This window comes from Arthrobacter russicus, assembly GCF_031454135.1.
Taxonomy (GTDB): Bacteria; Actinomycetota; Actinomycetes; order Actinomycetales; family Micrococcaceae; genus Renibacterium; species Renibacterium russicum.
In genome coordinates this window covers 879,399-898,450 of sequence record NZ_JAVDQF010000001.1, presented here as the reverse complement: position 1 = coordinate 898,450, position 19,052 = coordinate 879,399, and the positions used below count along the sequence as shown (strand labels likewise).

General features: G+C 65.1%; 19 protein-coding genes. 11 read left to right on the top strand and 8 right to left on the bottom strand.

What is annotated here, in order from left to right; genetic code table 11:
* Nucleotides 1-21 precede the first annotated feature (21 nt).
* From JOE69_RS04245 to JOE69_RS04235, 3 genes are all read left to right on the top strand, one after another.
* Nucleotides 22-909: a helix-turn-helix transcriptional regulator gene (locus JOE69_RS04245; protein WP_296365036.1), complete on the top strand. Its 888-nt coding sequence runs from the start codon at nucleotides 22-24 to the stop codon at nucleotides 907-909.
* Nucleotides 910-970: 61 nt separating this feature from the next.
* Entirely contained in the window at nucleotides 971-1,330 is a 360-nt protein-coding gene (locus JOE69_RS04240) for a chorismate mutase (protein WP_296365034.1), read from the top strand.
* Complete coding sequence (locus tag JOE69_RS04235; protein WP_309796349.1) at nucleotides 1,323-2,324, top strand: uroporphyrinogen decarboxylase/cobalamine-independent methonine synthase family protein; 1,002 nt, start codon at nucleotides 1,323-1,325, stop codon at nucleotides 2,322-2,324. Before JOE69_RS04240 ends, JOE69_RS04235 begins: the two co-directional genes overlap by 8 nt.
* Before the next feature lie 11 nt (nucleotides 2,325-2,335).
* Here the strand turns inward: JOE69_RS04235 and JOE69_RS04230 are convergent, their stop codons facing one another.
* A complete protein-coding gene (locus JOE69_RS04230) occupies nucleotides 2,336-3,064 on the bottom strand; it encodes a DUF4166 domain-containing protein (protein WP_296365030.1) in 729 nt (242 codons plus the stop codon).
* The gene (locus tag JOE69_RS04225; protein ID WP_309796346.1) at nucleotides 3,061-4,005 is read right to left on the bottom strand and encodes a phosphotransferase; all 945 of its coding nucleotides are present in this window, start codon (nucleotides 4,003-4,005) and stop codon (nucleotides 3,061-3,063) included. The genes JOE69_RS04230 and JOE69_RS04225 overlap by 4 nt, the downstream gene beginning before the upstream one ends.
* Nucleotides 4,006-4,119: 114 nt before the next feature.
* Between JOE69_RS04225 and JOE69_RS04220 the strand changes: the two genes are divergently transcribed.
* Both JOE69_RS04220 and JOE69_RS04215 read left to right on the top strand, forming a co-directional pair.
* The gene (locus JOE69_RS04220) at nucleotides 4,120-4,728 is read left to right on the top strand and encodes a ClpP family protease (protein WP_309796343.1); all 609 of its coding nucleotides are present in this window, start codon (nucleotides 4,120-4,122) and stop codon (nucleotides 4,726-4,728) included.
* A complete protein-coding gene (locus tag JOE69_RS04215) occupies nucleotides 4,725-5,339 on the top strand; it encodes an ATP-dependent Clp protease proteolytic subunit (RefSeq protein ID WP_296365024.1) in 615 nt (204 codons plus the stop codon). The genes JOE69_RS04220 and JOE69_RS04215 overlap by 4 nt, the downstream gene beginning before the upstream one ends.
* Here JOE69_RS04215 and JOE69_RS04210 read toward each other — a convergent pair.
* The 6 genes from JOE69_RS04210 to JOE69_RS04185 form a co-directional block, all read right to left on the bottom strand.
* Nucleotides 5,321-5,677 (bottom strand): helix-turn-helix domain-containing protein, encoded by a 357-nt coding sequence (locus JOE69_RS04210; protein WP_309796341.1) that lies wholly within the window; start codon nucleotides 5,675-5,677, stop codon nucleotides 5,321-5,323. The two genes, JOE69_RS04215 and JOE69_RS04210, sit on opposite strands and share 19 nt — an antisense overlap.
* Nucleotides 5,678-5,807: 130 nt before the next feature.
* On the bottom strand, nucleotides 5,808-7,100 hold the full coding sequence (locus JOE69_RS04205; RefSeq protein ID WP_309796339.1) for a DUF58 domain-containing protein: 1,293 nt from the start codon (nucleotides 7,098-7,100) through the stop codon (nucleotides 5,808-5,810).
* A gap of 6 nt (nucleotides 7,101-7,106) precedes the next feature.
* Nucleotides 7,107-8,162, bottom strand: a complete 1,056-nt coding sequence (locus JOE69_RS04200) for an AAA family ATPase (RefSeq protein WP_309796337.1) — start codon at nucleotides 8,160-8,162, stop codon at nucleotides 7,107-7,109.
* Nucleotides 8,163-8,165: 3 nt separating this feature from the next.
* Nucleotides 8,166-9,377: a DUF4350 domain-containing protein gene (locus JOE69_RS04195; RefSeq protein WP_309796335.1), complete on the bottom strand. Its 1,212-nt coding sequence runs from the start codon at nucleotides 9,375-9,377 to the stop codon at nucleotides 8,166-8,168.
* Complete coding sequence (locus tag JOE69_RS04190) at nucleotides 9,374-10,075, bottom strand: DUF4129 domain-containing protein (RefSeq protein WP_309796334.1); 702 nt, start codon at nucleotides 10,073-10,075, stop codon at nucleotides 9,374-9,376. The genes JOE69_RS04195 and JOE69_RS04190 overlap by 4 nt, the downstream gene beginning before the upstream one ends.
* The gene (locus tag JOE69_RS04185) at nucleotides 10,072-11,319 is read right to left on the bottom strand and encodes a glycerophosphoryl diester phosphodiesterase membrane domain-containing protein (protein ID WP_309796332.1); all 1,248 of its coding nucleotides are present in this window, start codon (nucleotides 11,317-11,319) and stop codon (nucleotides 10,072-10,074) included. Before JOE69_RS04185 ends, JOE69_RS04190 begins: the two co-directional genes overlap by 4 nt.
* Nucleotides 11,320-11,494: 175 nt before the next feature.
* On the opposite strand from JOE69_RS04185, the gene mtrA reads away from it, so the two are divergent.
* The 6 genes from mtrA (at nucleotide 11,495) to JOE69_RS04155 (ending at nucleotide 18,964) form a co-directional block, all read left to right on the top strand.
* Nucleotides 11,495-12,169 carry an MtrAB system response regulator MtrA gene (mtrA, locus tag JOE69_RS04180; RefSeq protein WP_296365012.1) on the top strand — a complete coding sequence of 225 codons (675 nt, stop codon included), beginning with the start codon at nucleotides 11,495-11,497 and terminating at the stop codon, nucleotides 12,167-12,169.
* Nucleotides 12,170-12,203: 34 nt separating this feature from the next.
* Complete coding sequence (gene mtrB / locus JOE69_RS04175) at nucleotides 12,204-13,913, top strand: MtrAB system histidine kinase MtrB (protein WP_309796331.1); 1,710 nt, start codon at nucleotides 12,204-12,206, stop codon at nucleotides 13,911-13,913.
* The gene (locus JOE69_RS04170) at nucleotides 13,910-15,667 is read left to right on the top strand and encodes an LpqB family beta-propeller domain-containing protein (protein WP_309796329.1); all 1,758 of its coding nucleotides are present in this window, start codon (nucleotides 13,910-13,912) and stop codon (nucleotides 15,665-15,667) included. The genes mtrB and JOE69_RS04170 overlap by 4 nt, the downstream gene beginning before the upstream one ends.
* 80 nt (nucleotides 15,668-15,747) lie before the next feature.
* Nucleotides 15,748-16,710, top strand: a complete 963-nt coding sequence (locus tag JOE69_RS04165) for a ComF family protein (RefSeq protein ID WP_309796327.1) — start codon at nucleotides 15,748-15,750, stop codon at nucleotides 16,708-16,710.
* 120 nt (nucleotides 16,711-16,830) lie between these two features.
* A complete protein-coding gene (gene hpf, locus JOE69_RS04160) occupies nucleotides 16,831-17,550 on the top strand; it encodes a ribosome hibernation-promoting factor, HPF/YfiA family (RefSeq protein ID WP_309796325.1) in 720 nt (239 codons plus the stop codon).
* A 196-nt stretch (nucleotides 17,551-17,746) separates the two neighbouring features.
* Complete coding sequence (locus tag JOE69_RS04155; RefSeq protein ID WP_309796323.1) at nucleotides 17,747-18,964, top strand: winged helix-turn-helix domain-containing protein; 1,218 nt, start codon at nucleotides 17,747-17,749, stop codon at nucleotides 18,962-18,964.
* Nucleotides 18,965-19,052 lie beyond the last annotated feature (88 nt).

The window sequence follows — 19,052 nt, the reverse complement described above, 5'->3', positions numbered from 1 at the left end:
TTGTCCTCACAGGAGCCGATCATGAGCCATCAGAACCCTCTCGACCATGCCCGGCTGGAACTGGGCCAGTTCCTGCGCGACCGGCGCAGCAGATTGCGCCCATTCGACGTCGGGCTGCCCGGTTCCAACCGTCGCCGCACGCCGGGTCTGCGGCGTGAGGAGGTTGCCCAGCTGGCGAGCGTCGGGGTGACTTGGTACACCTGGTTGGAGCAGGGCCGGAACATCAATGCATCCGAACAGGTGCTCGCGGCAATCTCCTCGGCATTGCAGTTGAACTCCGACGAGCAGCGGCACGTGTTCACCCTCGCGGGGTTGCACCAGGACGTGAAACCGGTGGAATGCCAAGAAGTCACCGAACACCATCTTGCCGTGATCGAAAAGATGTCGCCCTATCCCTGCGCGATCCAGAACGGGAAGTACGATGTTCTCGCGTGGAACCGGGTCTATCGCTTTTTGATCTCGGACATCGAGGCGCAGCCGGGGCTGCGCGGCAATTGCCTGCTTGCCGCATTCGGCGAACCGGATTGGCGGCTGGCCTACGGCGAGCGCTACGAAGAGGTCTGCCGGGGCATGGTGGCCCGGTTCCGGGCGAACATGGCGCGTCATCTCGGCGAGCCGGGATGGGATGAGCTGGTCGAGCGGTTGACCGCGATGTCGCCGTTGTTCGCCGAGCTCTGGGAATCGCGTCAGGTGCAGCGTACGGACGGATTGATCAAGGTGTTCAACAATCAGCATGTCGGCATCCTGCGCATGCAATTCACCACCTTGTGGCTCGACCAGCAACGCGACACCCGGATGGTCATGGTGACCCCCGGCGACGATTTGAGTGCCGCCCGGCTGGCTGAACTCGACCGGATTTTCGCCGGCGAACCGGCGTGCTCCCGGCGCGAAGCCACGGTTGCCGCCTGAGCGGCGCGGGGTTCCCCGTCACGGATCGTAGTTCGGGGGCCGGCATCCGTAGACTGGAACCATGAGCGCGCACTACGAGGAATTCGACCCAGCTGCCAGTTCGCTGTCCGGCCAGGTGGCCCCGGAAGTCATGCAGGAATTGCTGGCGGTCCGTTCCAGCATCGACAATTTCGACGCGGCGTTGGTGCATTTGCTCGCGGAGCGGTTCAAAGCGACCCAGCGGGTCGGCGTGCTCAAGGCCCGGTATCAGCTGCCTGCCGGAGACCCGGACCGGGAACTGGCGCAGATCGGCCGCTTGCGCGATCTCGCGGCCCAGGCGCAACTCGACCCGGCTTTTGCGGAGAAGTTCCTGAATTTCATCATCTCCGAGGTCATCCGCAACCACCAGGCGATATCCCAGACGCACAATTCAGATGACTGAGCCGACTGCCACGGCTGCCGGGCTTTGGCCCGGCGAGGACACGTTGGAGGCTTGCCGGGTAATCCTCGGTGAATTGGCCGCACCACAGCTTCCGGTTCTTCCAGCGCTGCCCGGACGCGGTACCGGAGCCGAAATGGTCGGCCGGACGGCTGCGATGCTGGTGGACCTGCCCGTCGACGTGCAGTCCTTCGGCTGGCGCTTGGTGCAGCGACCCGGTGCGGATGCACGCCGGGCCCGGAACTTTTTGGCCTCCGACGTCAATGCGCTGGCCGATGCGGCCGGAACCCTGGGTGCTGCGGTGCCACGGATCAAGACCCAGCTGTTGGGACCGCTCAGCCTGGCCGCCGCGCTGCATTTGCCACTGGGTGAAAAGTTGCTCATCGACCACGGCGCCCGCCGGGAGCTGACGGAGTCGCTCGCTGCGGGACTGGCCGGGCATCTTGCGGCGGTGCGGGCGGCGGTCCCGGGAGCGCTGGTTTCGGTACAACTCGAGGAGCCGGCGATCGCCGAGGTGCTCGGCGGCAAGGTGCCGACGGCGAGCGGCTATCGCACCGTGCGCGCCATCGCCGCGACCGAGGTCCGGGCGGCATGGCAGTCCATCGCCGAAGCCGCCCGTGCCGCCGGTGCCGACGAACTTCTCTTCGCAATACCGGTGTCCGAAGCCGCGCCGACGATTCTGGCGCCGGCCGATTCGGTCGGTCTACTGGGCCCGGGCACCGAAGCTTGGGGTGCCGCGGACTGGGAATCCGTCGCGGCGCTGGTCGAATCGGGCAAAAACATCCAGCTGGCGGCTCCGCCGGGTGCTGCGGGTTCAGCCGCACAACAGATCTGGCGGGGCTGGCGGAACGTGGGATTGCCCGGTGCGCGGCTGAACGCCCTCCGGCTGACCGAAGCCAAGGAGCTTTCCGCCCTGTCGTCGCAGCAGGCAAAACGCGTGCTGGCCGATCTGACCGATACTGTCGAGGCGTTGCAGGAACTGGCCGAGGCCGGCTGAGTGCGCTCCGGCTAGACGCGGGGCTCCCACCGGTCCGGCCGGACTTGCAGCGGGAGCGAGTCCGGTACCCCGTGGGCCGCGGCCTCGTGCCTGGGATAGGGGACCAGCCGGTAATCGAAGCCGCCGGAATAGACCAGCAGAACGCCCAGCATCCGGTGCAAGACCTTGACTTGGATCCGGTGCTGGTTGCTGGCCGGATCCCATTTCTGCTCCATATAGGCAGTCGCGTCCAAACCGCCGGGCAGGCCTAACCGGAGGTTCCCGCCGAAGAACCGGCTCGACGTCGAAATCGCGCGCAGGCTCCGGCCCGGACCGACCTCGGGATGCAGATCCGTGGCGAGCCTTCGGCGTCGGCCCAGGTAATCGACCAGGCCCCGCGGGGTCAGGCTGGTGGTGTCCTGGAAAATCCGGTCGGCAGCAGGGAATTGGATCGTCCGCACCGTGGTCAGACTGGCCCGGCCGAAGGGGTCAGCATGGGCGTGGTTCTGCACTTCGAACGGGATGTTTTCACCGTACTCGGGGAAAAACGCCTCTTCCGCGGCGTTCAATGCCAGCAACGGCCGGAGCCAACGCTGCGGGCAGCCGACGACGTCGAAGCGGCCGGTTCCGAGTCCGTAAAAGCCCGAGCCTGGAGTGAGTGAAAAATACTCCTGCAACTCCGGTTGCAAGGCTTGGAAATCCGCACCCATGGCCTGCTGGTATACGCTGGTCGGCCGAGGTCGGTGCGCCGGGCGGCTCATGACAGGTCCCGCCGTTCGATCAACCAATCCAGAAGCATCCCGGCGCTGAACTTCTGATGCCCGCGCAGTGCCGGGGAATCTGCGATCTCAGCTTGGCCTCCGGCCTGCAACATGTAGGCCAGGAGCAAGGCGAGCCACGAATCGATGTGTTCTGGGTCGGCATCCCGACTCAAGGCCGATCCGACGAGCCGGTCCGCCACGTCAAGCCCGTCGAACCGGGCGTACGCCAGCATCACGACCCAATCCGCCCAGCGCGGGCCCCTGGCCAAATAGTTCCAATCGCAGAACAAAGCACCACGCTCGGTCAGCAAGATATTGTCCGGGCGCAGATCATTGTGCAGCAGGCTTTCACCGGCCAGAGCGGTCGGCGCGCCGCAGAGCAGAGTCTGCAATTCAGATCTCCCGGCTACGCTGAGGTCCGGCACGAAGTCCGGCATCGGAGCGGGGAATACCTCGTCGAGCCGAGGATGCTCCCGCCAGGTCCTGGCCAAATCTTCGGGTTCCAGCCCGACGGGTGCCGGAGTCAACTCGGTATCGACCAGGAGGAGCGCCGATTCGATCGCATCGAGCGCCGAATCGGTCCAAGGATTGCCCGGAACAGTTCCGGACTCCGCAGCGAAGAACAACAACTGCCAGGTTGTGCCGCCATCGTCCAGCTGCGCGGCACCGCGGAATTCCGGCATGGGCAGGCCGGTCGGCAAAACTGCTGCAACCTCGGCTTCCCGGCGGTAGGCGCGGAACAGCCAGGGCACCGTGGCCGGTGCTGCTTTGACGAACCAGTGCTGGTTGAGCACCGCGGCGAACCCCGGGGTGAAACCACCGGCCGCGATCGCGCTGTGGTTGACCGGAGCAGCGATATTGCCTTCGATTCCGGCGCGGACCGCCTCGGGCAGATCGGACCAGGCGGGGCGCATCGCCGTGGCGGCGTAGTCGAACTGCATCTCTCGAGGCTATCGTAATCGCGCCCCTTGCTGCGGCGGCCGATCAACCCAGGGCAGATCTGCCCTGGGCAGCGAATCCTTCCTGGGCCGGCATCCGGCTGGCACGCTGATGCCATGAGCGCACAAACAATTCCACTTTCCGGCTCGCTCGACGAGCAATTGTCCTTGCGGCTGTTGCATCAGCGGATCATCCTGCTCGGCAGCGAAGTCGACGATGCGGTGGCCAATCGGATCGTCTCGCAACTGCTGTTGCTTTCCGCCGAAGACCCGAAGGCGGACATCAGTCTGTTCATCAACTCACCGGGCGGTTCGGTGATGGCCGGCATGGCGATCTACGACACCATGGCGATGATCCCCAATGATGTCAGCACCTTGGCGATGGGCCTTTCCGCGAGCATGGGGCAGATCCTGCTGTGTGCCGGCACGCATGGCAAGCGGTTCAGCCTGCCGCACACCAGGATTCTGATGCACCAGGGTTCGGCCGGGATCCAAGGAACCACCGCCGACGTGGAAATCCAAGAACGGAATTTGCGGGAGATCGAAGACACGGTCAATGGGCTGCTCGCGTTCCACACCGGCCATACCGTGGCGGAAATCGAACGTGACAGCGACCGGGACCATTGGTTCTCCGCCCGGGAAGCCCTCGATTACGGAATGGTCGACCAGATCATCGGCAGTTCGACAGAACTGCAATGCGTGCCGCAGCGGAAGGCCGGGCTATGAGCCACTACACGATTCCCACGGTGGTCGAGAAAACCCCGTTCGGGGAACGCAGTTACGACGTCTTCTCCCGGCTGGTGCGGGACCGGATCGTGTTCATCGGGTCCGAGATCGACGACGACGTGGCCAATGTGATCATGGCGCAATTGATTTTCCTGGAATCGGACAATCCGGATGAAGACATCTACCTCTACATCAATTCGCCCGGCGGTTCGCATACTGCGTTGATGGCGATTTTGGACACCATGGACTTCATCCGGCCGGAAGTGGCCACGGTCTGCATGGGGCAGGCGGCGTCGGCCTCGGCGGTTCTGCTCGCGGCCGGGGCGAAGGGCAAACGGAGCTTGTTGGCGCATGCCAGGGTCCTGCTGCACCAGCCTTCCGGACAGGGCCGTGGGACGTTGGCCGATCTGTCCGTGCATGCCCGGGAGATGGCCAGGGTCCGGGCGCAAGTGGAAGAGGTGCTCGCCGAGCGCACCGGGCAATCTTTGGAGGTGCTGCGCAAAGACACTTTGCGGGACAAGATCTTCACGGCGCAGGAAGCCGTGGATTACGGCTTGGCCGATGCGATCATCGGCTCGCGCAAGAATCGGGCTCAGGCTGCCCGGAGCTGATACGCCGCCGGACTGTGGGCGGTTTCCCGGACCGGTCTTTCTGCCGGGCCCGGCAGAACGCCAAGCGCCGTCGGGGTTTCCGGGTTCTGGACAATGTGGCCGAGTTCCAGGTACCGCCGCTGTGCCGCAAGCGTGAGAGTCAACAGGTTCCAGCCCAGGGCCCGGCAGACCGCAGCCAGGATTTCCGACGACGGCTCTTTGCGGCCACGCTCGATTTCGGACAAATACTGGGTCGAGATGCCGGCGCTCCCGGCGACTTCGTCGAGGGTGCGTCCTTGTCGCCGTCGCGCGCGTCGCAGCGCCTCGCCGTGCACCGAGCGCAAAAGTGGTTCAACCATGGCTCCAGCCTAGGGCGAAGCCCGGCGAGCGCAAACGTTATCCGCCCAGAGCAGATTTGAAGCAGAGCAGATTTGAAGCAGGGCAGATTCGATGCGGCACGCTCAGGCGGCGCGGATTCAGCGGATCGGCTCAAAGCCGCCCGGCGGCTTTGAGCCTGATGTACATGTCGGCCAGCCTCGGCGGCAGTTCGGCCGGTTCCGCGTCGACCACTTCGGCGCCGAGCTGTTTGAGCTGCGCGCTGACTGCGGCGCGGTCCAAGATGGCCCGTTCCGCGGATGCAGCACGAAAGGCCTCGGTGCCGGTATCGCGTTGCGCGCGCATGGTCGAAAGCAACGGATCGAGCACCGCGGCCACTACCACGACGTGTTTTTGGGCGAGCTGCCCGACCGTCGGCAACAAACCGGCCTCGGCAGAGCCGGAGTCCAATGAGGTCAGCAGCACGACCAGCGAGCGGTGTGCCGAGATGCCGTTGACCTGCGCCGGAATCTGAGACCAGTCGAGTTCGATCAATTCGGATTGCAGCGGTGCCATCGCCTGGACCAGGGCCGCGAGCAGATTGCTTTTCTGGCTCGAGGCGACCCGGGCCCGGGCTCTGCGGTCGAAGGCCAGGAAGTCCACCCGGTCGCCGCCGCGCTCGGCGAGGACCGCGAGCAATAACGCGGCTTCGATCTCGGTGTCCAAGCGCGGTTCGTCCGCGATCCGCGCGGCCGATGTCCGGGACGTGTCCATCAGGATGACCACCCGGCGGTCGCGTTCCGGCCGCCAGGTGCGCACCACGATGGCCTGCCGTCGGGCTGTGGCCCGCCAATCGATGGAACGGATGTCGTCGCCGCGCACATAGTCGCGCAGCGAATCGAACTCGGTTCCGGCGCCGCGGATCTGCACCGCGGCCCGGCCGTCGAGCTCGCGCAATCGGCGCAGCTTCGAGGGAAGATGCCGCTTCGCCCGGAACGGCGGTAGCACCCGCAAAGTGCCGGGGACTGGCACGGTGAGCTGCCGTGCGGCCAGGCCCAGCGGACCGAAAGAACGTACGGTCACGGTTGCCGTGTGCAGATCGCCGCGCCGGACCGGGCGCAAGGGGGCAGCCAAGCGACGTCTTTCGTGCGCTGGAATCGACACGGTGTGCCGTTCGTGCTGCACTCCGGCGGAAGGCTGCCAACCGTCTTTGATCCGGGCGCGCAAGGTCCGGTTCCCGTCATTCGCCACGAGCAATGCGGAATCACAGGTTTCATCCAAACGCACCGATTGCGGAAGCTGCCGCGCGAATCGCAAGCGCCGGGGGGAGGCGGCGGCGAACAAATCCACGAGCAATGCCAGCAGCAGGAGCAAGGCCCAGACCAGCAGTGTCGTGGGCTGCGGGAACAACACGATCGGCAAGGCGCCGATCAGGGCGATCAGGACGAATCGTCCGGTGATGGCCATTGCGGCCTAACGGGGAACCGGCACAGTGGCCAGAATGCTGGCCAGCACGCCGTCCACCTGAACGCCGTCCATATGCGCTTCGGGACGCAGCGCCACTCGATGCCGGAGTGCGGGCAGGGTGAGCGCTTTGACGTCGTCCGGAGTGACGAAGTTGCGTCCGGACAGCCAAGCCCAAGCCCGTGAGGTGTTCAGCAGCGCGGTGGCGCCGCGCGGCGAAACTCCGAGTTGGAAGGAAGGCGCGGCCCGGGTGGCCCGGACCAGGTCCACGATGTAGGCGGTGACCTCGGGCGAGATCCCCACCGCATTGACCGCAGCGCGCGCGGCGGCCAGCTCGTCGGCTCCGGCCACCGGCCGGATCCCCGCGGCTTTGAGGTCCCGGGGGTCGAAACCCACACTGTGCCGGCGGATCACTTCGATTTCTTCCTCCCGGCCGGGCAGCGGCATGGTGAGTTTGAGCAGGAACCGGTCCAACTGGGCTTCCGGGAGCGGGTAGGTGCCTTCGTACTCCACCGGATTCTGCGTGGCGGCCACCATGAACGGAGTCGGCAGCGGACGGCTCACGCCATCGACTGAGACCTGGTGTTCTTCCATCGCCTCGAGCAGCGAAGCTTGGGTTTTCGGGGGAGTGCGGTTGATTTCGTCGGCGAGCAGGATGTTGGTGAACACCGGCCCTTCGCGGAAGCTGAAGGCTGCGGAGTGGTTGTCGTAAACCAAGGAACCGGTGACATCTCCGGGCATCAGGTCGGGGGTGAACTGGACCCGTTTGGTATCCAGGCTCAACGCCGTGGAGAGCGCCCGGACCAGGAGCGTTTTGGCGACCCCGGGCACGCCTTCGAGCAGGACGTGCCCGCGCGCGAGCAAGCCGATCAGCATTCCGGTCACGGTGGCGTCTTGGCCGACGACCGCCTTGGCGACCTCGGCACGCACTGCGAGCAGGGCCTGCAACTCCGGGTGCGGGCTGGAGCCGGAGTCGGCGGCGAGCTGGCTTCGCCGGCCTGCCTCACCAAGCCCAGCGCCGAGCGGTTCGGCTCCATCGGTTTCCGGCAGCGGGTGTTCGCTCATGCTTTAGGGTTCCCTTTCTACTTCGCGTTCGAGCGTTTCCAGTCGTTGCGCCCAGATCAAAAATTGGCTCTCCGAAGCCGGCTTGGCCGGTTGCAGGATTCTGCGCACCTCCGCTTCGGGCAGCGCAGAGTGTTCCAGCACAGCCAGCACGACGGCGTCGGCGCTGGCCTCCCGACCGATCCGGAACCGGATCGCCAGTCGTTGCAGGGCCGCGGCGCGGAGATTGTCCGCGGCTTGCGCCAGGGCGCGGCCGTCCTGGTACAGCCGGGCCCGGCCCAGAACGGTTTCCGATGCCTTGACCGAGACCGGGAGCGGTTCCTCGACCAGCGGACCGTCGCGGCGTCCGCGCCAGAGCACCGCCAGGATCCCGACGATCAGCAACCAGACTCCCAGCGGGGCCAACCAAGCCGGTTGCAGATCGCTCAGCGAAGGTTGGCCATCACTGCTGGCCAGGTCTTTCACGCTGGGCAAATACCAGACCAGGTTCCGATCCTTGCCCAGCAGGCGGAGCGCCAGAGCGGCATTGCCGGATTTGGCCAAACCATCGTTGCGGAACAATCCGGTGCTGCCGACGGCGGTGAACCGGCCGTCCTGGTTCTGCGCGACGATTCCGCCGAAACAGGAGGTCGGGCCGGTGAACTGATTGCTCGATCCCGGATCGATGCTGCCGGCGGCCATCGCGTCGGGATTGCCGCAGCCGGCCGGCACCTGGGGCCGGGCCGGGTCAGCCTGTAGCCGGCCCGCCGATTTGACCTGGGGGTTCAGGGCAGCGAGCGTCAATGGTCCCGGTGCGATGGCGACCAAACGCGCCCCGGAGCTGCGCAACTGGCCGGCCTGGTCCGCGTTCAGGAAGCTTTTCGGGTCATAGACGAGCACGGTCGTTTCAGCGGCTCCCGCGGCGGCGAGCGTGTTCAGCGTGTCGCTCAGGCTGTCCGTCCGAGTCAGGCCGACGCCGTTGCGCTGGAGGATCTCGGCAGCGGCCATGGCGCCGTTCGGGGCGGGATTCGTGGCTGCGAGATCCAGTGCGGAGCGCGCCGGATTGCCCAAGGTGCTGCTCAGTGCGAAAGCGCAAACCAGCAAGAAGACGCCGCCGACGATCAGCCAGAACCGCGATCGGCGCAGCCAGCTGCGGAATCGGCCGGCTGCGGTTGTCGGGGTGCCGCCGGCATCGGACGGCCCCTGGCTTCCGATCGGTTGCTCGGTCAGGGCGCTCATTGCGGGGCCACCCAATCGAGCCGTGCCTCGTCGTGGGCGGGGCGGAGTTGGCGCAATGATTCGTCGAGGCCCTGCATCCACTGGTAATCGGATGCCCCGGCCATCGCGGTTCCGGGCTGGTGCACGGCATAGCGGACCCGGTTGAACAAGGCGGCGGCCCGGCGCAACCGGCCGGCCTCGGAACCGAAGGCAGCGGCCAATCCGCGCACCACCTCGTCAGCGGTCCGGCCCGGTTGCGGGTCGATCACCACCCGTTCCTCGGCGGCCCGGACCAGTGCGCGGAAGAGTTCGGCGACCGCATTGTCATAGTCTCCGGCAGCCGCTGCCGCCGCTGCACGCTGCCGGTGTTCCGCTGCGCTCAAAGCCGGCTCGGCTTCGAAGACGTCAGCATCCGGTTTGTTCCGATGGAGCAAACGGGGGCGGAGCAGGAAAATCAACGCGGCAATGAACGAAATGACGACGAGCACCAGGACTGTGCCGATCACGCCGCCGTCGGCACCGGTGAAGTTCTGCAGTCCGGAGACCAAATTGTTGAAGAAATCGACGATCGACTGCCAGATTTGCTGGAACAGGCCGGGCTTGGCAGCTTGATAGGGCTGTTTGGAAAGCTCGTCGACCGCCCACTGCCTGGCTTGCTCGGCGTCGGGATCCACCGGAACGTCCAGGCTGCGGACAGCCACGGCTGGGCTGGGAATCATGTGCCGGGCCAACTCGCAGGAGGCGGCGCCGCCGCGTTCACCGGAGCCCCGGGAATGCCGTCCTGGGCGGCCGCATCGGTGCTTTCCAGGTCCTTGAGCAGGGCTAGGTCGAAGCCTTCCTTGCGCATCCGGAGATCGACGTAGAGCAAGGCCAGGACGCCGGTTTGGAAGGCCAGTGCGACCGCGCCGATCAAGGCCGAGACGAGGTAGGAGATCAGTTGGGTGATGATCGCTATGGCAATTGCTTCACTGGGCTTCGGGTTGGGGTTGAGTACCTGGGAGAGCAGCCCGATCACCAAACCGACCGGAACGCTGATCACCGCCGAAATGGCTCCGACGATGAGTTGGGCGAGGAAGTAGGTGCCGAACGTCCGCCAGAAATTGCCTCCGGTCAGATCCCAGGATCGCCCGATGGCGGAGAAAACCGAGTGCCCCTCGACGACGATCGCAGCGGGCGCCAGGATCAGTTTGGTGCCGATCCAGACGGCCAGGGCGGCGAACCCCAGCAGGATCAGGAAGCTGATCGGAATGCTGATGAAGCTGATCGACAAAAACAGCACGACGGCGGTCAGGCCCAGCAGCGTGATCATCAGTATCGCCACCACCGAGTAGAGCAGCGCGAGCAGGACCAAGGTCCAGATCCGCGGTTTTGCCAGGCGCCACATCTGCCGGAAACCGGTTTGCCGGTTCACGGTCGCGCGCATCACCGGAATCACCAGGACGCCTTGCATCACCATCGTGCCGATCACCGAAACGATCACCGAAACGCCGCCTGCGCCGAGCAAGGTCACGATCAGGCTGGCGGCAACCGACTCGGGTACCTGGTTGCCGGAGGTGCCGTCGGCGAACAGCGCGAAGAGCGAAGCGCCGCCGATCAAGGCGAGCACCAGGATGGTCAGGACCGTTGAAATTGCCTGTACCAGCAGGGCCGAACCGAACATCGCGCGGCCATTGCGCCGTGCGGTTTGGAAGGCGCCGTCCAGGATCTCACCCAAGCCGAGCGGACGCAGCGGAATCACTCCGGGCTTCGGCGGCGCCAAATATTGCTGTGGTCCGGGTTGCGGCAGCCCGGGGCCGCCCCATGCCGGTTGCTGCCACCCTGGGGCCGGTTGGCCCCATTGGGTTCCCTGGCCCCATTGGGGCGGTTGCCCGCCTTGGGCGGGTTGGCCCCAGGCGGGTGGTTGGCCCCAGGCCGGCGGCGGACCCGGTGCGGGTTCTGGCGTCGAGTTGTTTCCCATCGACATGCGCGAAGAATCCCTCTCCATCGGGTCGCCGTGGCCGGCTGCCAATACATTCCCGACTAGCCTACCCAGAAAACTTCCGGAAAAGTCCGTGCTGGAGCGTCGCCGCCCGGGGATATTTGTTGCTTGCGGGCAGGTCGATGGGGCACAAGTCCAGAGAATAGGCGAATATAGAGACATGAAGGCACGCATTTTGGTGATCGACGACGACGAAGCACTGGCAGAAATGATCGGCATCGTCTTGCGCAATGACGGATTCGAGCCGTTTTTCTGCGCAGACGGCACTCAGGCCCTGGATATTTTCCGCGCCGGCAAACCGGACTTGGTGCTGTTGGATCTGATGCTGCCGGGAATCGACGGGATTGAAGTCTGCCGGTTGATCCGGGCCGAGTCCGATGTGCCGATCGTGATGCTCACGGCAAAGGCCGACACTTCGGACGTGGTCCGCGGATTGGAGTCGGGTGCCGATGATTACGTGCCCAAGCCTTTCAAACCGGCTGAGCTGGTGGCCAGGGTCCGGGCCAGGTTGCGCCCTGGCGACCAGAAGACGCCGGAGACGCTCAAAATCGCGGATGTGACGATCGACGTGGCGGGTCATCTGGTGACCCGGGCGAACGAACGGATTTCGCTCACCCCGCTGGAGTTCGACCTGTTGGTGGCACTGGCCCGGAAGCCGTGGCAGGTTTTTACCCGGGAACTCCTGCTGGAACAGGTGTGGGGTTACCGGCATGCCGCGGACACCCGGTTGGTGAACGTCCATGTGCAGCGCCTGCGATCGAAAATAGAACGTGATCCGGAGGCCCCCGAGGTGGTGCTGACCGTGCGCGGAGTCGGATACAAGGCAGGCCAGTAGTTGCTTGTCCCGGCGAACCATGAAGTGACGCAGCATGGCTGAGGAACGCCGAGCTGTCCGGGGACTCTGGCAATCGGTGAAGGTGCTGGTCAAGCGGGAAATCGACTGGCTGGTCGGCAGGTTGCGGCGCTCCTTGCAGTTCCGGACGGTGCTGATCACCACCCTGGTCGCTTTCGTGGCGATTGGCGGCGTCGGGATTTTCCTGTCCAACCAGATCGCTGCCGGTCTGTTCCGGGAGCGTTTGCTGCAGGCCACGGCGGAGACCGCTCGAGGCGTCGCCACGGTCCAGGCCGGGTTCAACGGCACCCCGGCTTCGGATGCTTCGGTGCTGAGCCAGCAGGCCAGGTACACGCTCAACGAACTCGTGCTGGGCGATTCGGGCAACAACCGCAAATACATTCTGATCCCGATCCCGGGACAGAAGAATTCCTTGCCGATCTCCAGCCTGGACAGCGGCGGGCTGACCGCTTCGATCATCCCGGATGACCTGCGCGCCGCGGTGCAGCAGGCGGACGGGCTTTTCTGGAAGTCCATTCCGTTGCCGGTGGGCAGCTCCGGCACCAGGCCCGGCGTGGCGATCGGTGCGCAGGTGACTTTGGCGGACAACGATTACGAACTCTATCTCGTCTACGATTTGAACTCCTCCCAGGAGACCTTGAATTACATCCAATCGGTGCTCTGGATCGCTGGCGCACTGCTGCTCGTGCTGATTGCCGGAATCGCCTGGTTCGTGACCCGGAACGTAGTCCAGCCGGTCAGCCAGGCCGCGCTGGTCGCGGAGAAGCTCGCGGCCGGAGAGCTGAACGAACGGATGGACGTCAAAGGCGAGGACGAAGTCGCCCGGCTGTCCGACTCGTTCAACAAGATGGCCAATGCCTTGCAGGAACAGATCACCCAGCTGGCCACGCTCTCGCACATGCAACGGAACTTCGTCTCCGACGTTTCGCACGAATTGCGGACCCCGTTGACCACCGTCCGGATGGCCGCGGAAGTGCTCTACGAGGCGCGGGAAAGCTTCGACCCGGTGAACCGGAGGTCAGCGGAATTGATGTACCACCAAGTCGAGCGGTTCCAGGCGCTGCTCGCGGACTTGTTGGAGATCTCCCGGTTCGACGCCGGCGCTGCGGTCCTCGACTCCGAACCGCAGGAAATCTTCACCGTGATCGACAAGGTGCTGGAAGCCAGTGCGCCCCTGGCGGATCGGATCGGATCGACGGTCCGGCTGGTCTCCGCGGTGCCCGGGAACAGCTGCATCGTCGAAATGGATCCGCGCCGGATCGAACGGATTCTGCGCAATCTGGTGGTGAACGCGCTAGAACACGGGGAGCAGAAACCGATCGAAGTCTACATCGCGGCAGACGCCGACGTGGTCGCACTGGCCGTGCGGGACCACGGCATCGGCATGGACGAGGTGGCATTGTCCCGGGTTTTCGACCGCTTCTGGCGGGCGGACCCGGCCCGGGCCAGAACGACCGGCGGCAGCGGGCTGGGATTGGCGATTGCCACCGAGGACAGCCGGCTGCACAACGGAAAGCTGGAAGTGTGGAGCGAACCCGGAGCCGGTGCTTGCTTCCGGCTCACGCTGCCTCGGAAGCGCGGACAGAACGTGACCCACTCGCCCTTGGGCTTGCCCCCGGGGGGTTCGGATTTGCTGCTCGACCGGCTGACTGATGCGCCGGTGGCGGATCTGGTCCAGACTGGGCCGGTAGAACATCCCGGGAAGCTGAAGGAGGCGGACGAATGAACCGGCGGAACCGAGGGTCCCTGGTGCTCATGTCGATGCTGCTCTGCCTCGCCGCGATCGCCGGCTGCGCATCGATTCCGACCGGCGGACCGGTGTCCAAATCCGAAGTCAGCACCACCGGTGAGGTGCAGCAGAACACCAACTTCAAGCCGGTTCCGCCCAGCGCGGGCGCCGATCAGACCGCGATCATCAACGGCTTCATCAATGCGGCCACCGGGTTTTCGGACAATTTCCAGGTGGCCCGGAAGTATTTGACCGCAGCTGCGGCGAACGCCTGGAAGAACGACCAGCGGACCGTGGTCTACCGGGGGCAGCCGAACATCAGCCGGAACGGCACCGAGAACGACTACAAGGTCGAGCTCGACGTGGACTCGGTGCTGGATGCCGACGGCATCCGGACGCCGGCCGAATCGGGCCCGTCCGGGACCATCCAGTTCGGGTTGATGAAAGTCGACGGCGAGTGGCGGATCAATTCCTTGCCGGACGGCGTGATTTTGGCCAAGGCCTACTTCCAGACGATTTTCAATGCGTATTCGTTGTACTTCTATGATCCGACGTTCACGTACACCGTGCCGGATGTCAGGTGGTTCCCGGGCGGTTCCAACTCGGTGGCCACGATGATCGTGCGGAATCTGGTCAATGGGCCGGCCCCCTATCTCAAAGGAGCGGTGGCGAGTGCTTTCCCGGATGGCATCCGGCTCGCCCGGGATACCGTGCCGATCAGCTCGTCCACGGCGACCGTCGATTTGTCAGCAGGGCCCTTGCAAGCTGCAAGCCTGCAGGCCAGGCAACAGATGCAGGCGCAGCTCTCCGAAACTCTGAGCCGCGGCCTGAACACGGTGACCAACGTGGTGATGCGCGCTGATCAGGTACCGGTCGACGTCGGCGACACCGGGCAGAGCCAGGCCAGCCAGATCCACGCCCCGCAGACTCCGAGCAGGCAGATCGGGGTGTCCCAGAACGAACTCGTCTATCTGGAGAACGGCGCGATTTCCGCAATCCCGGGCATGCCTTCGGTGGCCCGGCTCCAGCCGGCGGTCCCAGCCCAGTCCTATTCGTCGTTCGCCAAAGACGGACCGGTCGCTTTCCTGAACGGCGACCGTACCTCGCTCTATACGATTGCGCCGGGCAAGGCCGAGTCGGTCGCGATGACCGGGGTGCCGCTGACCCCGCCGTCGTTTTCGCCGTCGAACTGGGTCTGGAGTGCCGCCGCCGATGGTTCCGGGCGGGTCTTCGCGAGCAACGCCGCACAGAACAACGGGGCAACCGTGCAAACGGTCACCTTGACCATGGAGTGGCTCAAAGGGCGTACCGTCAGTTCGCTCCGGGTCTCCCGCGATGGCACCCGGATCATGGTGGTTTCCAGCGCTGCCGGGCAAAGCCAGGTCCATTTGACCGGCATTCTCCGGCAGGACAACTCCCTGGCCAGCCCGCCGCGTGATCTCACCGTGCCGATCGGGATGTTCCTCGACACGGTGACCTTCACGCTCGGCTATTGGGGCGATGAGACCAAGATGATCGTGATGGCACCGGGCACCGGGGACGTGGTGGCGACCAAGCTTTCGCTCAGTGCGGATCCGAAGCCGTTGCCGGCCCTGACCGGCATGCAACGGCTCAGCGTGGGCAATGTGACGAGCGATGTTTCGGACATCTACGCGCAGACCAGCAGCGGATCGGTTTTCGTCCAGTCGAATACCGGGTGGCAGGAGCGGCCGGACCTCAAAGGCATCTCTGACCTGGCCTTCGCGGGCTGAACGACGGGGCGGTCCCCACATTCGCGGGCGGATTCGGGATTTTTCGCGCGAGCTGGATTCTGCCGAGGGATCCTGGAGGCATGGGGATCAACCAATCGCCGCGCGGGCAACCATCGGATGGGCAACCGCCGGGTGGGCAATTGTCGGATGGGCAACTGTCGGATGCGCCCGGAATCGGCCGGCACCGGGCCCGGCCAGGGGCCCGGTGGCACCGTTGTTATGGGTTCGCGGCGTTGGCCGTGGGACAGTTTTTCGGCCTGATTTTCCCGGTCTGCTGCGCCGTCTGTGCTGCCACTGACGCGTTGTTGTGCGCAGCCTGCGCGGGTCGGTTGCGCCGGCGAACCGCGCTGCCGTTTCCGGCCGCGCGGTTCGCTGCGGCACTGTGCGGCGCGAACGGCACGGTCAATCTGCCGGTGCTGGCCGGCGGGCGTTATGAACAGGAACTCGCCCGGGTGATCCTGGCGTTCAAGGACCATGGCGCGGTGCCGCTGGCCGGCGAATTGTCCCGGGTGCTCGACCGGACCCTGGAATCAGCGGTTCTGGCCGATCCTCCCGGGCTTCCCGTGCTGATCGGCGCACCGGCGCAAGCCCCCGTGCTGGTCCCGGTACCGTGCAGCCCGGCCGGATTTCGGCGACGCGGATTCGATCCGCTCGCGGAACTGTTCCGGGCGGGGCGCCGGGGAGTAGCCGGGTCCTTCCCGGTGGTTCCGGCGTTGCGCCGAGTACGCCGCGGGCCTTGGGGTTGGCTGCGCGGGCCGCAAAAGGCGATGTCCGGGGCCGCGCGGCGGGCCAAGACCGCGGGCAGCCTGCGGGTGCCGAAGCGGCTGCGCCGGGTTCTGGCCGGGAAACCGTGTCTGATCGTCGACGACGTGCTGACCACCGGGGCCACCGTGGCCGAAGCGGCGCGGGCCTTGGCCGGGGCCGGGGCAGCGGTCCGCGGCGCCGTGGTGCTCGCCGCGGTCGTCGGTCCTGTGCCCCGGCACAGGCTGGGCTGTGATGAACAGGCAACTCCAAGAAAATATATGCGAACAGAGGGTGAATAAATGGTGGCTTTGAACTAACGTGAATGGACGGGTACCTCATTGAGGATCAGGACCCGTCGGCGGTCTGGCAACAGAACCGAAAGCCGACCGTCGTGTCACTTTCGTCATGTGGAGGGCACTATGGAATTCATGATCAGCGGCCGCAATCTCACTGTTTCAGACCGGTTCCGCGAATACGCTACCGAGAAGATTTCCAAGCTGGAGCACCTCACCGAAAAGGTTCAGCGTATTGATGCGAAGGTATCGAAGCAGGCGAATGCGAAGTTGGCGGATACCCAACTCACGGTGGAATTGACGGTACAGGGACGTGGCCCGGTGATCCGCGCGGAAGCGCATGCAGGGGATAAATTCGCGGCCTTCGATGTGGCCTACAACAAGCTCCTGGAACGGCTGCGAAGGGCCAAGGACCGGAAGAAGATCCACCGCGGAAGGCACACGCCGATCGCGGTGAGCGAGGCGACCGCCGCTTTGGACCCGGTACCGACCAATCCGTTGGCGTTGCTGAACGCTCCGGAAAGCGCCGAGTCGGCTGAGCCGCGCTCGCAATACGAGATCGACAATGACATCCCGGCTGGGGATTCCCCAGTGCTGATCAGGCGGAAAACCTTCCCGGCGACCGCGATGGGGGTCGACGACGCGGTGGACAACATGGAGCTGGTCGGGCACGATTTCTATCTTTTCGTGGACTCTGCGACCAATGCCCCATCCGTGGTGTACCGGCGTCGCGGTTGGACTTATGGAGTGATCACTTTGGACGCTGATTGCGCCGATGCGGATTCGGTTCCCGCGGATCAGATTTTGGCCTACCGTTCGGATGACCGGGCGGCCACGGCGTCCTGACCTTTCCGGTTTTCAGATAGCGAAATGGCTTTGGGATAGTCGGATGGACGTCATTCGGCTATCCCAAAGCCTTGCCGCTATCCGAAATCGACGACGACGAGTGGTGCCGGCCGTGCCGCCGCCGCGTTCGTCGGAGTGCAGCGGGCACCACCTATTACGGACGCTCGTTGTCCGGAATAACCCTTAGGCTTTGGCTATGACGACTGCTTCGCCGATGACCCTCGCCCAAGCCCGGAGGATCGCCATCGGGGCCCAAGGGCTGGCCAAAGGGAAGCCGGGGAAACCGGTGAGCAGCAGGGCTCTGGCCAAAAGTTTCGAACAGATGCAATTGGTCCAGATCGATTCGGTCAATGTGCTCTCCCGAAGCCATTACCTGCCCTTTTTCGCCCGTTTGGGCGACTACGACCGCGACCTGCTGAACAAACTCAGCAATAAGCATCCCCGCAAGATGGTCGAGTACTGGGCGCACGAGGCAAGCTTCATCCAGCCGAAGCACTTCGCGGACATCCGGTTGTGGCAGCGGCGGAATTGGTTCGGCGGCGACACCTTGCCGGATGAAGAAGAAGCCGCACTGGCCCAGCGGATCTTGGCCACCCTCGAAGCCGGGCGGGCGATGACCGCACGGCAGGTGAGCAGCCGGATCGGGCAGCAATTCGAGATCGACCGCAAAAACTGGGGCTGGAATTGGAATCCGGTGAAGCAGATTTTGGAGAAGCTGTTCATCGCCGGCGAAGTCGGCGTTGCCGGTCGAAATGAGCAATTCGAGCGCCGGTACACGCCGACCGGACGGATCCTGGGGTCGGCCGAGCGCTCCGTAGCGCCGGATGACCGCGAAGCGAGCATCCACCGGCTCATCGAGGCATCGGCCCGGGCGCACGGCATCGGCAGCGCACGTTGTTTTGCGGACTATTTCCGGCTCCCGGTGAAGCCGGCGGTTGCCGCGGTACGGCGTCTGGTCGACGAGGGCGTTTTGGAGCCGGTGGCAGTGCGGGGCTGGGAATCGGAATTGTTCGTGCACCGGGAAGCGGCACGCCCGCGGACGTCCCGGGCCAGGGCTTTGCTGAGCCCTTTCGACCCGTTGGTTTTCGAGCGCAGCAGGTTGCTGGACCTGTTCGGCATGCATTACCGGATCGGTATCTACACCCCGGCGCACAAGCGCACCCACGGCTACTACGTGTTGCCGTTCCTGCTCCGGGACCGCATCGTGGCGCGGACCGATCTCAAAGCTGACCGGTCCGCCGGCCGGCTCCTGGTGCGCACCGCATTCGCCGAGCCCGAAGCGCCGGCCGATACCGCAGTGGAGCTTGCCGCCGAGTTGGGTTTGCTGGCCCAATGGCTGGGTTTGGCCGACGTCGTGGTGGAACCGGTGGGGGATCTCGCCGTGCCGTTGGCGGCGGTTCTGGCGCGGCGGTGACGGGCCGTCCAACCGGGTAAAGGCTTGGCCGCATGCCGCAGTGATCCGGGTTCGGCACGATCAGAATTCGCTCAGCGGGAACCAGTAT

Coding starts and splice junctions, on each gene's coding strand:
- JOE69_RS04195 (WP_309796335.1), bottom strand. CDS start 9,377: ATGAGCGCCCTGACCGAGCAACCGATCGGAAGCCAGGGGCCGTCCGAT.
- JOE69_RS04165 (WP_309796327.1), top strand. CDS start 15,748: ATGGGGATCAACCAATCGCCGCGCGGGCAACCATCGGATGGGCAACCG.
- JOE69_RS04235 (WP_309796349.1), top strand. CDS start 1,323: ATGACTGAGCCGACTGCCACGGCTGCCGGGCTTTGGCCCGGCGAGGAC.
- JOE69_RS04200 (WP_309796337.1), bottom strand. CDS start 8,162: ATGAGCGAACACCCGCTGCCGGAAACCGATGGAGCCGAACCGCTCGGC.
- JOE69_RS04170 (WP_309796329.1), top strand. CDS start 13,910: ATGAACCGGCGGAACCGAGGGTCCCTGGTGCTCATGTCGATGCTGCTC.
- JOE69_RS04210 (WP_309796341.1), bottom strand. CDS start 5,677: ATGGTTGAACCACTTTTGCGCTCGGTGCACGGCGAGGCGCTGCGACGC.
- JOE69_RS04205 (WP_309796339.1), bottom strand. CDS start 7,100: ATGGCCATCACCGGACGATTCGTCCTGATCGCCCTGATCGGCGCCTTG.
- JOE69_RS04245 (WP_296365036.1), top strand. CDS start 22: ATGAGCCATCAGAACCCTCTCGACCATGCCCGGCTGGAACTGGGCCAG.
- hpf (WP_309796325.1), top strand. CDS start 16,831: ATGGAATTCATGATCAGCGGCCGCAATCTCACTGTTTCAGACCGGTTC.
- JOE69_RS04185 (WP_309796332.1), bottom strand. CDS start 11,319: ATGTCGATGGGAAACAACTCGACGCCAGAACCCGCACCGGGTCCGCCG.
- JOE69_RS04220 (WP_309796343.1), top strand. CDS start 4,120: ATGAGCGCACAAACAATTCCACTTTCCGGCTCGCTCGACGAGCAATTG.
- mtrB (WP_309796331.1), top strand. CDS start 12,204: ATGGCTGAGGAACGCCGAGCTGTCCGGGGACTCTGGCAATCGGTGAAG.
- mtrA (WP_296365012.1), top strand. CDS start 11,495: ATGAAGGCACGCATTTTGGTGATCGACGACGACGAAGCACTGGCAGAA.
- JOE69_RS04225 (WP_309796346.1), bottom strand. CDS start 4,005: ATGCAGTTCGACTACGCCGCCACGGCGATGCGCCCCGCCTGGTCCGAT.
- JOE69_RS04230 (WP_296365030.1), bottom strand. CDS start 3,064: ATGAGCCGCCCGGCGCACCGACCTCGGCCGACCAGCGTATACCAGCAG.
- JOE69_RS04190 (WP_309796334.1), bottom strand. CDS start 10,075: ATGATTCCCAGCCCAGCCGTGGCTGTCCGCAGCCTGGACGTTCCGGTG.
- JOE69_RS04215 (WP_296365024.1), top strand. CDS start 4,725: ATGAGCCACTACACGATTCCCACGGTGGTCGAGAAAACCCCGTTCGGG.
- JOE69_RS04240 (WP_296365034.1), top strand. CDS start 971: ATGAGCGCGCACTACGAGGAATTCGACCCAGCTGCCAGTTCGCTGTCC.
- JOE69_RS04155 (WP_309796323.1), top strand. CDS start 17,747: ATGACGACTGCTTCGCCGATGACCCTCGCCCAAGCCCGGAGGATCGCC.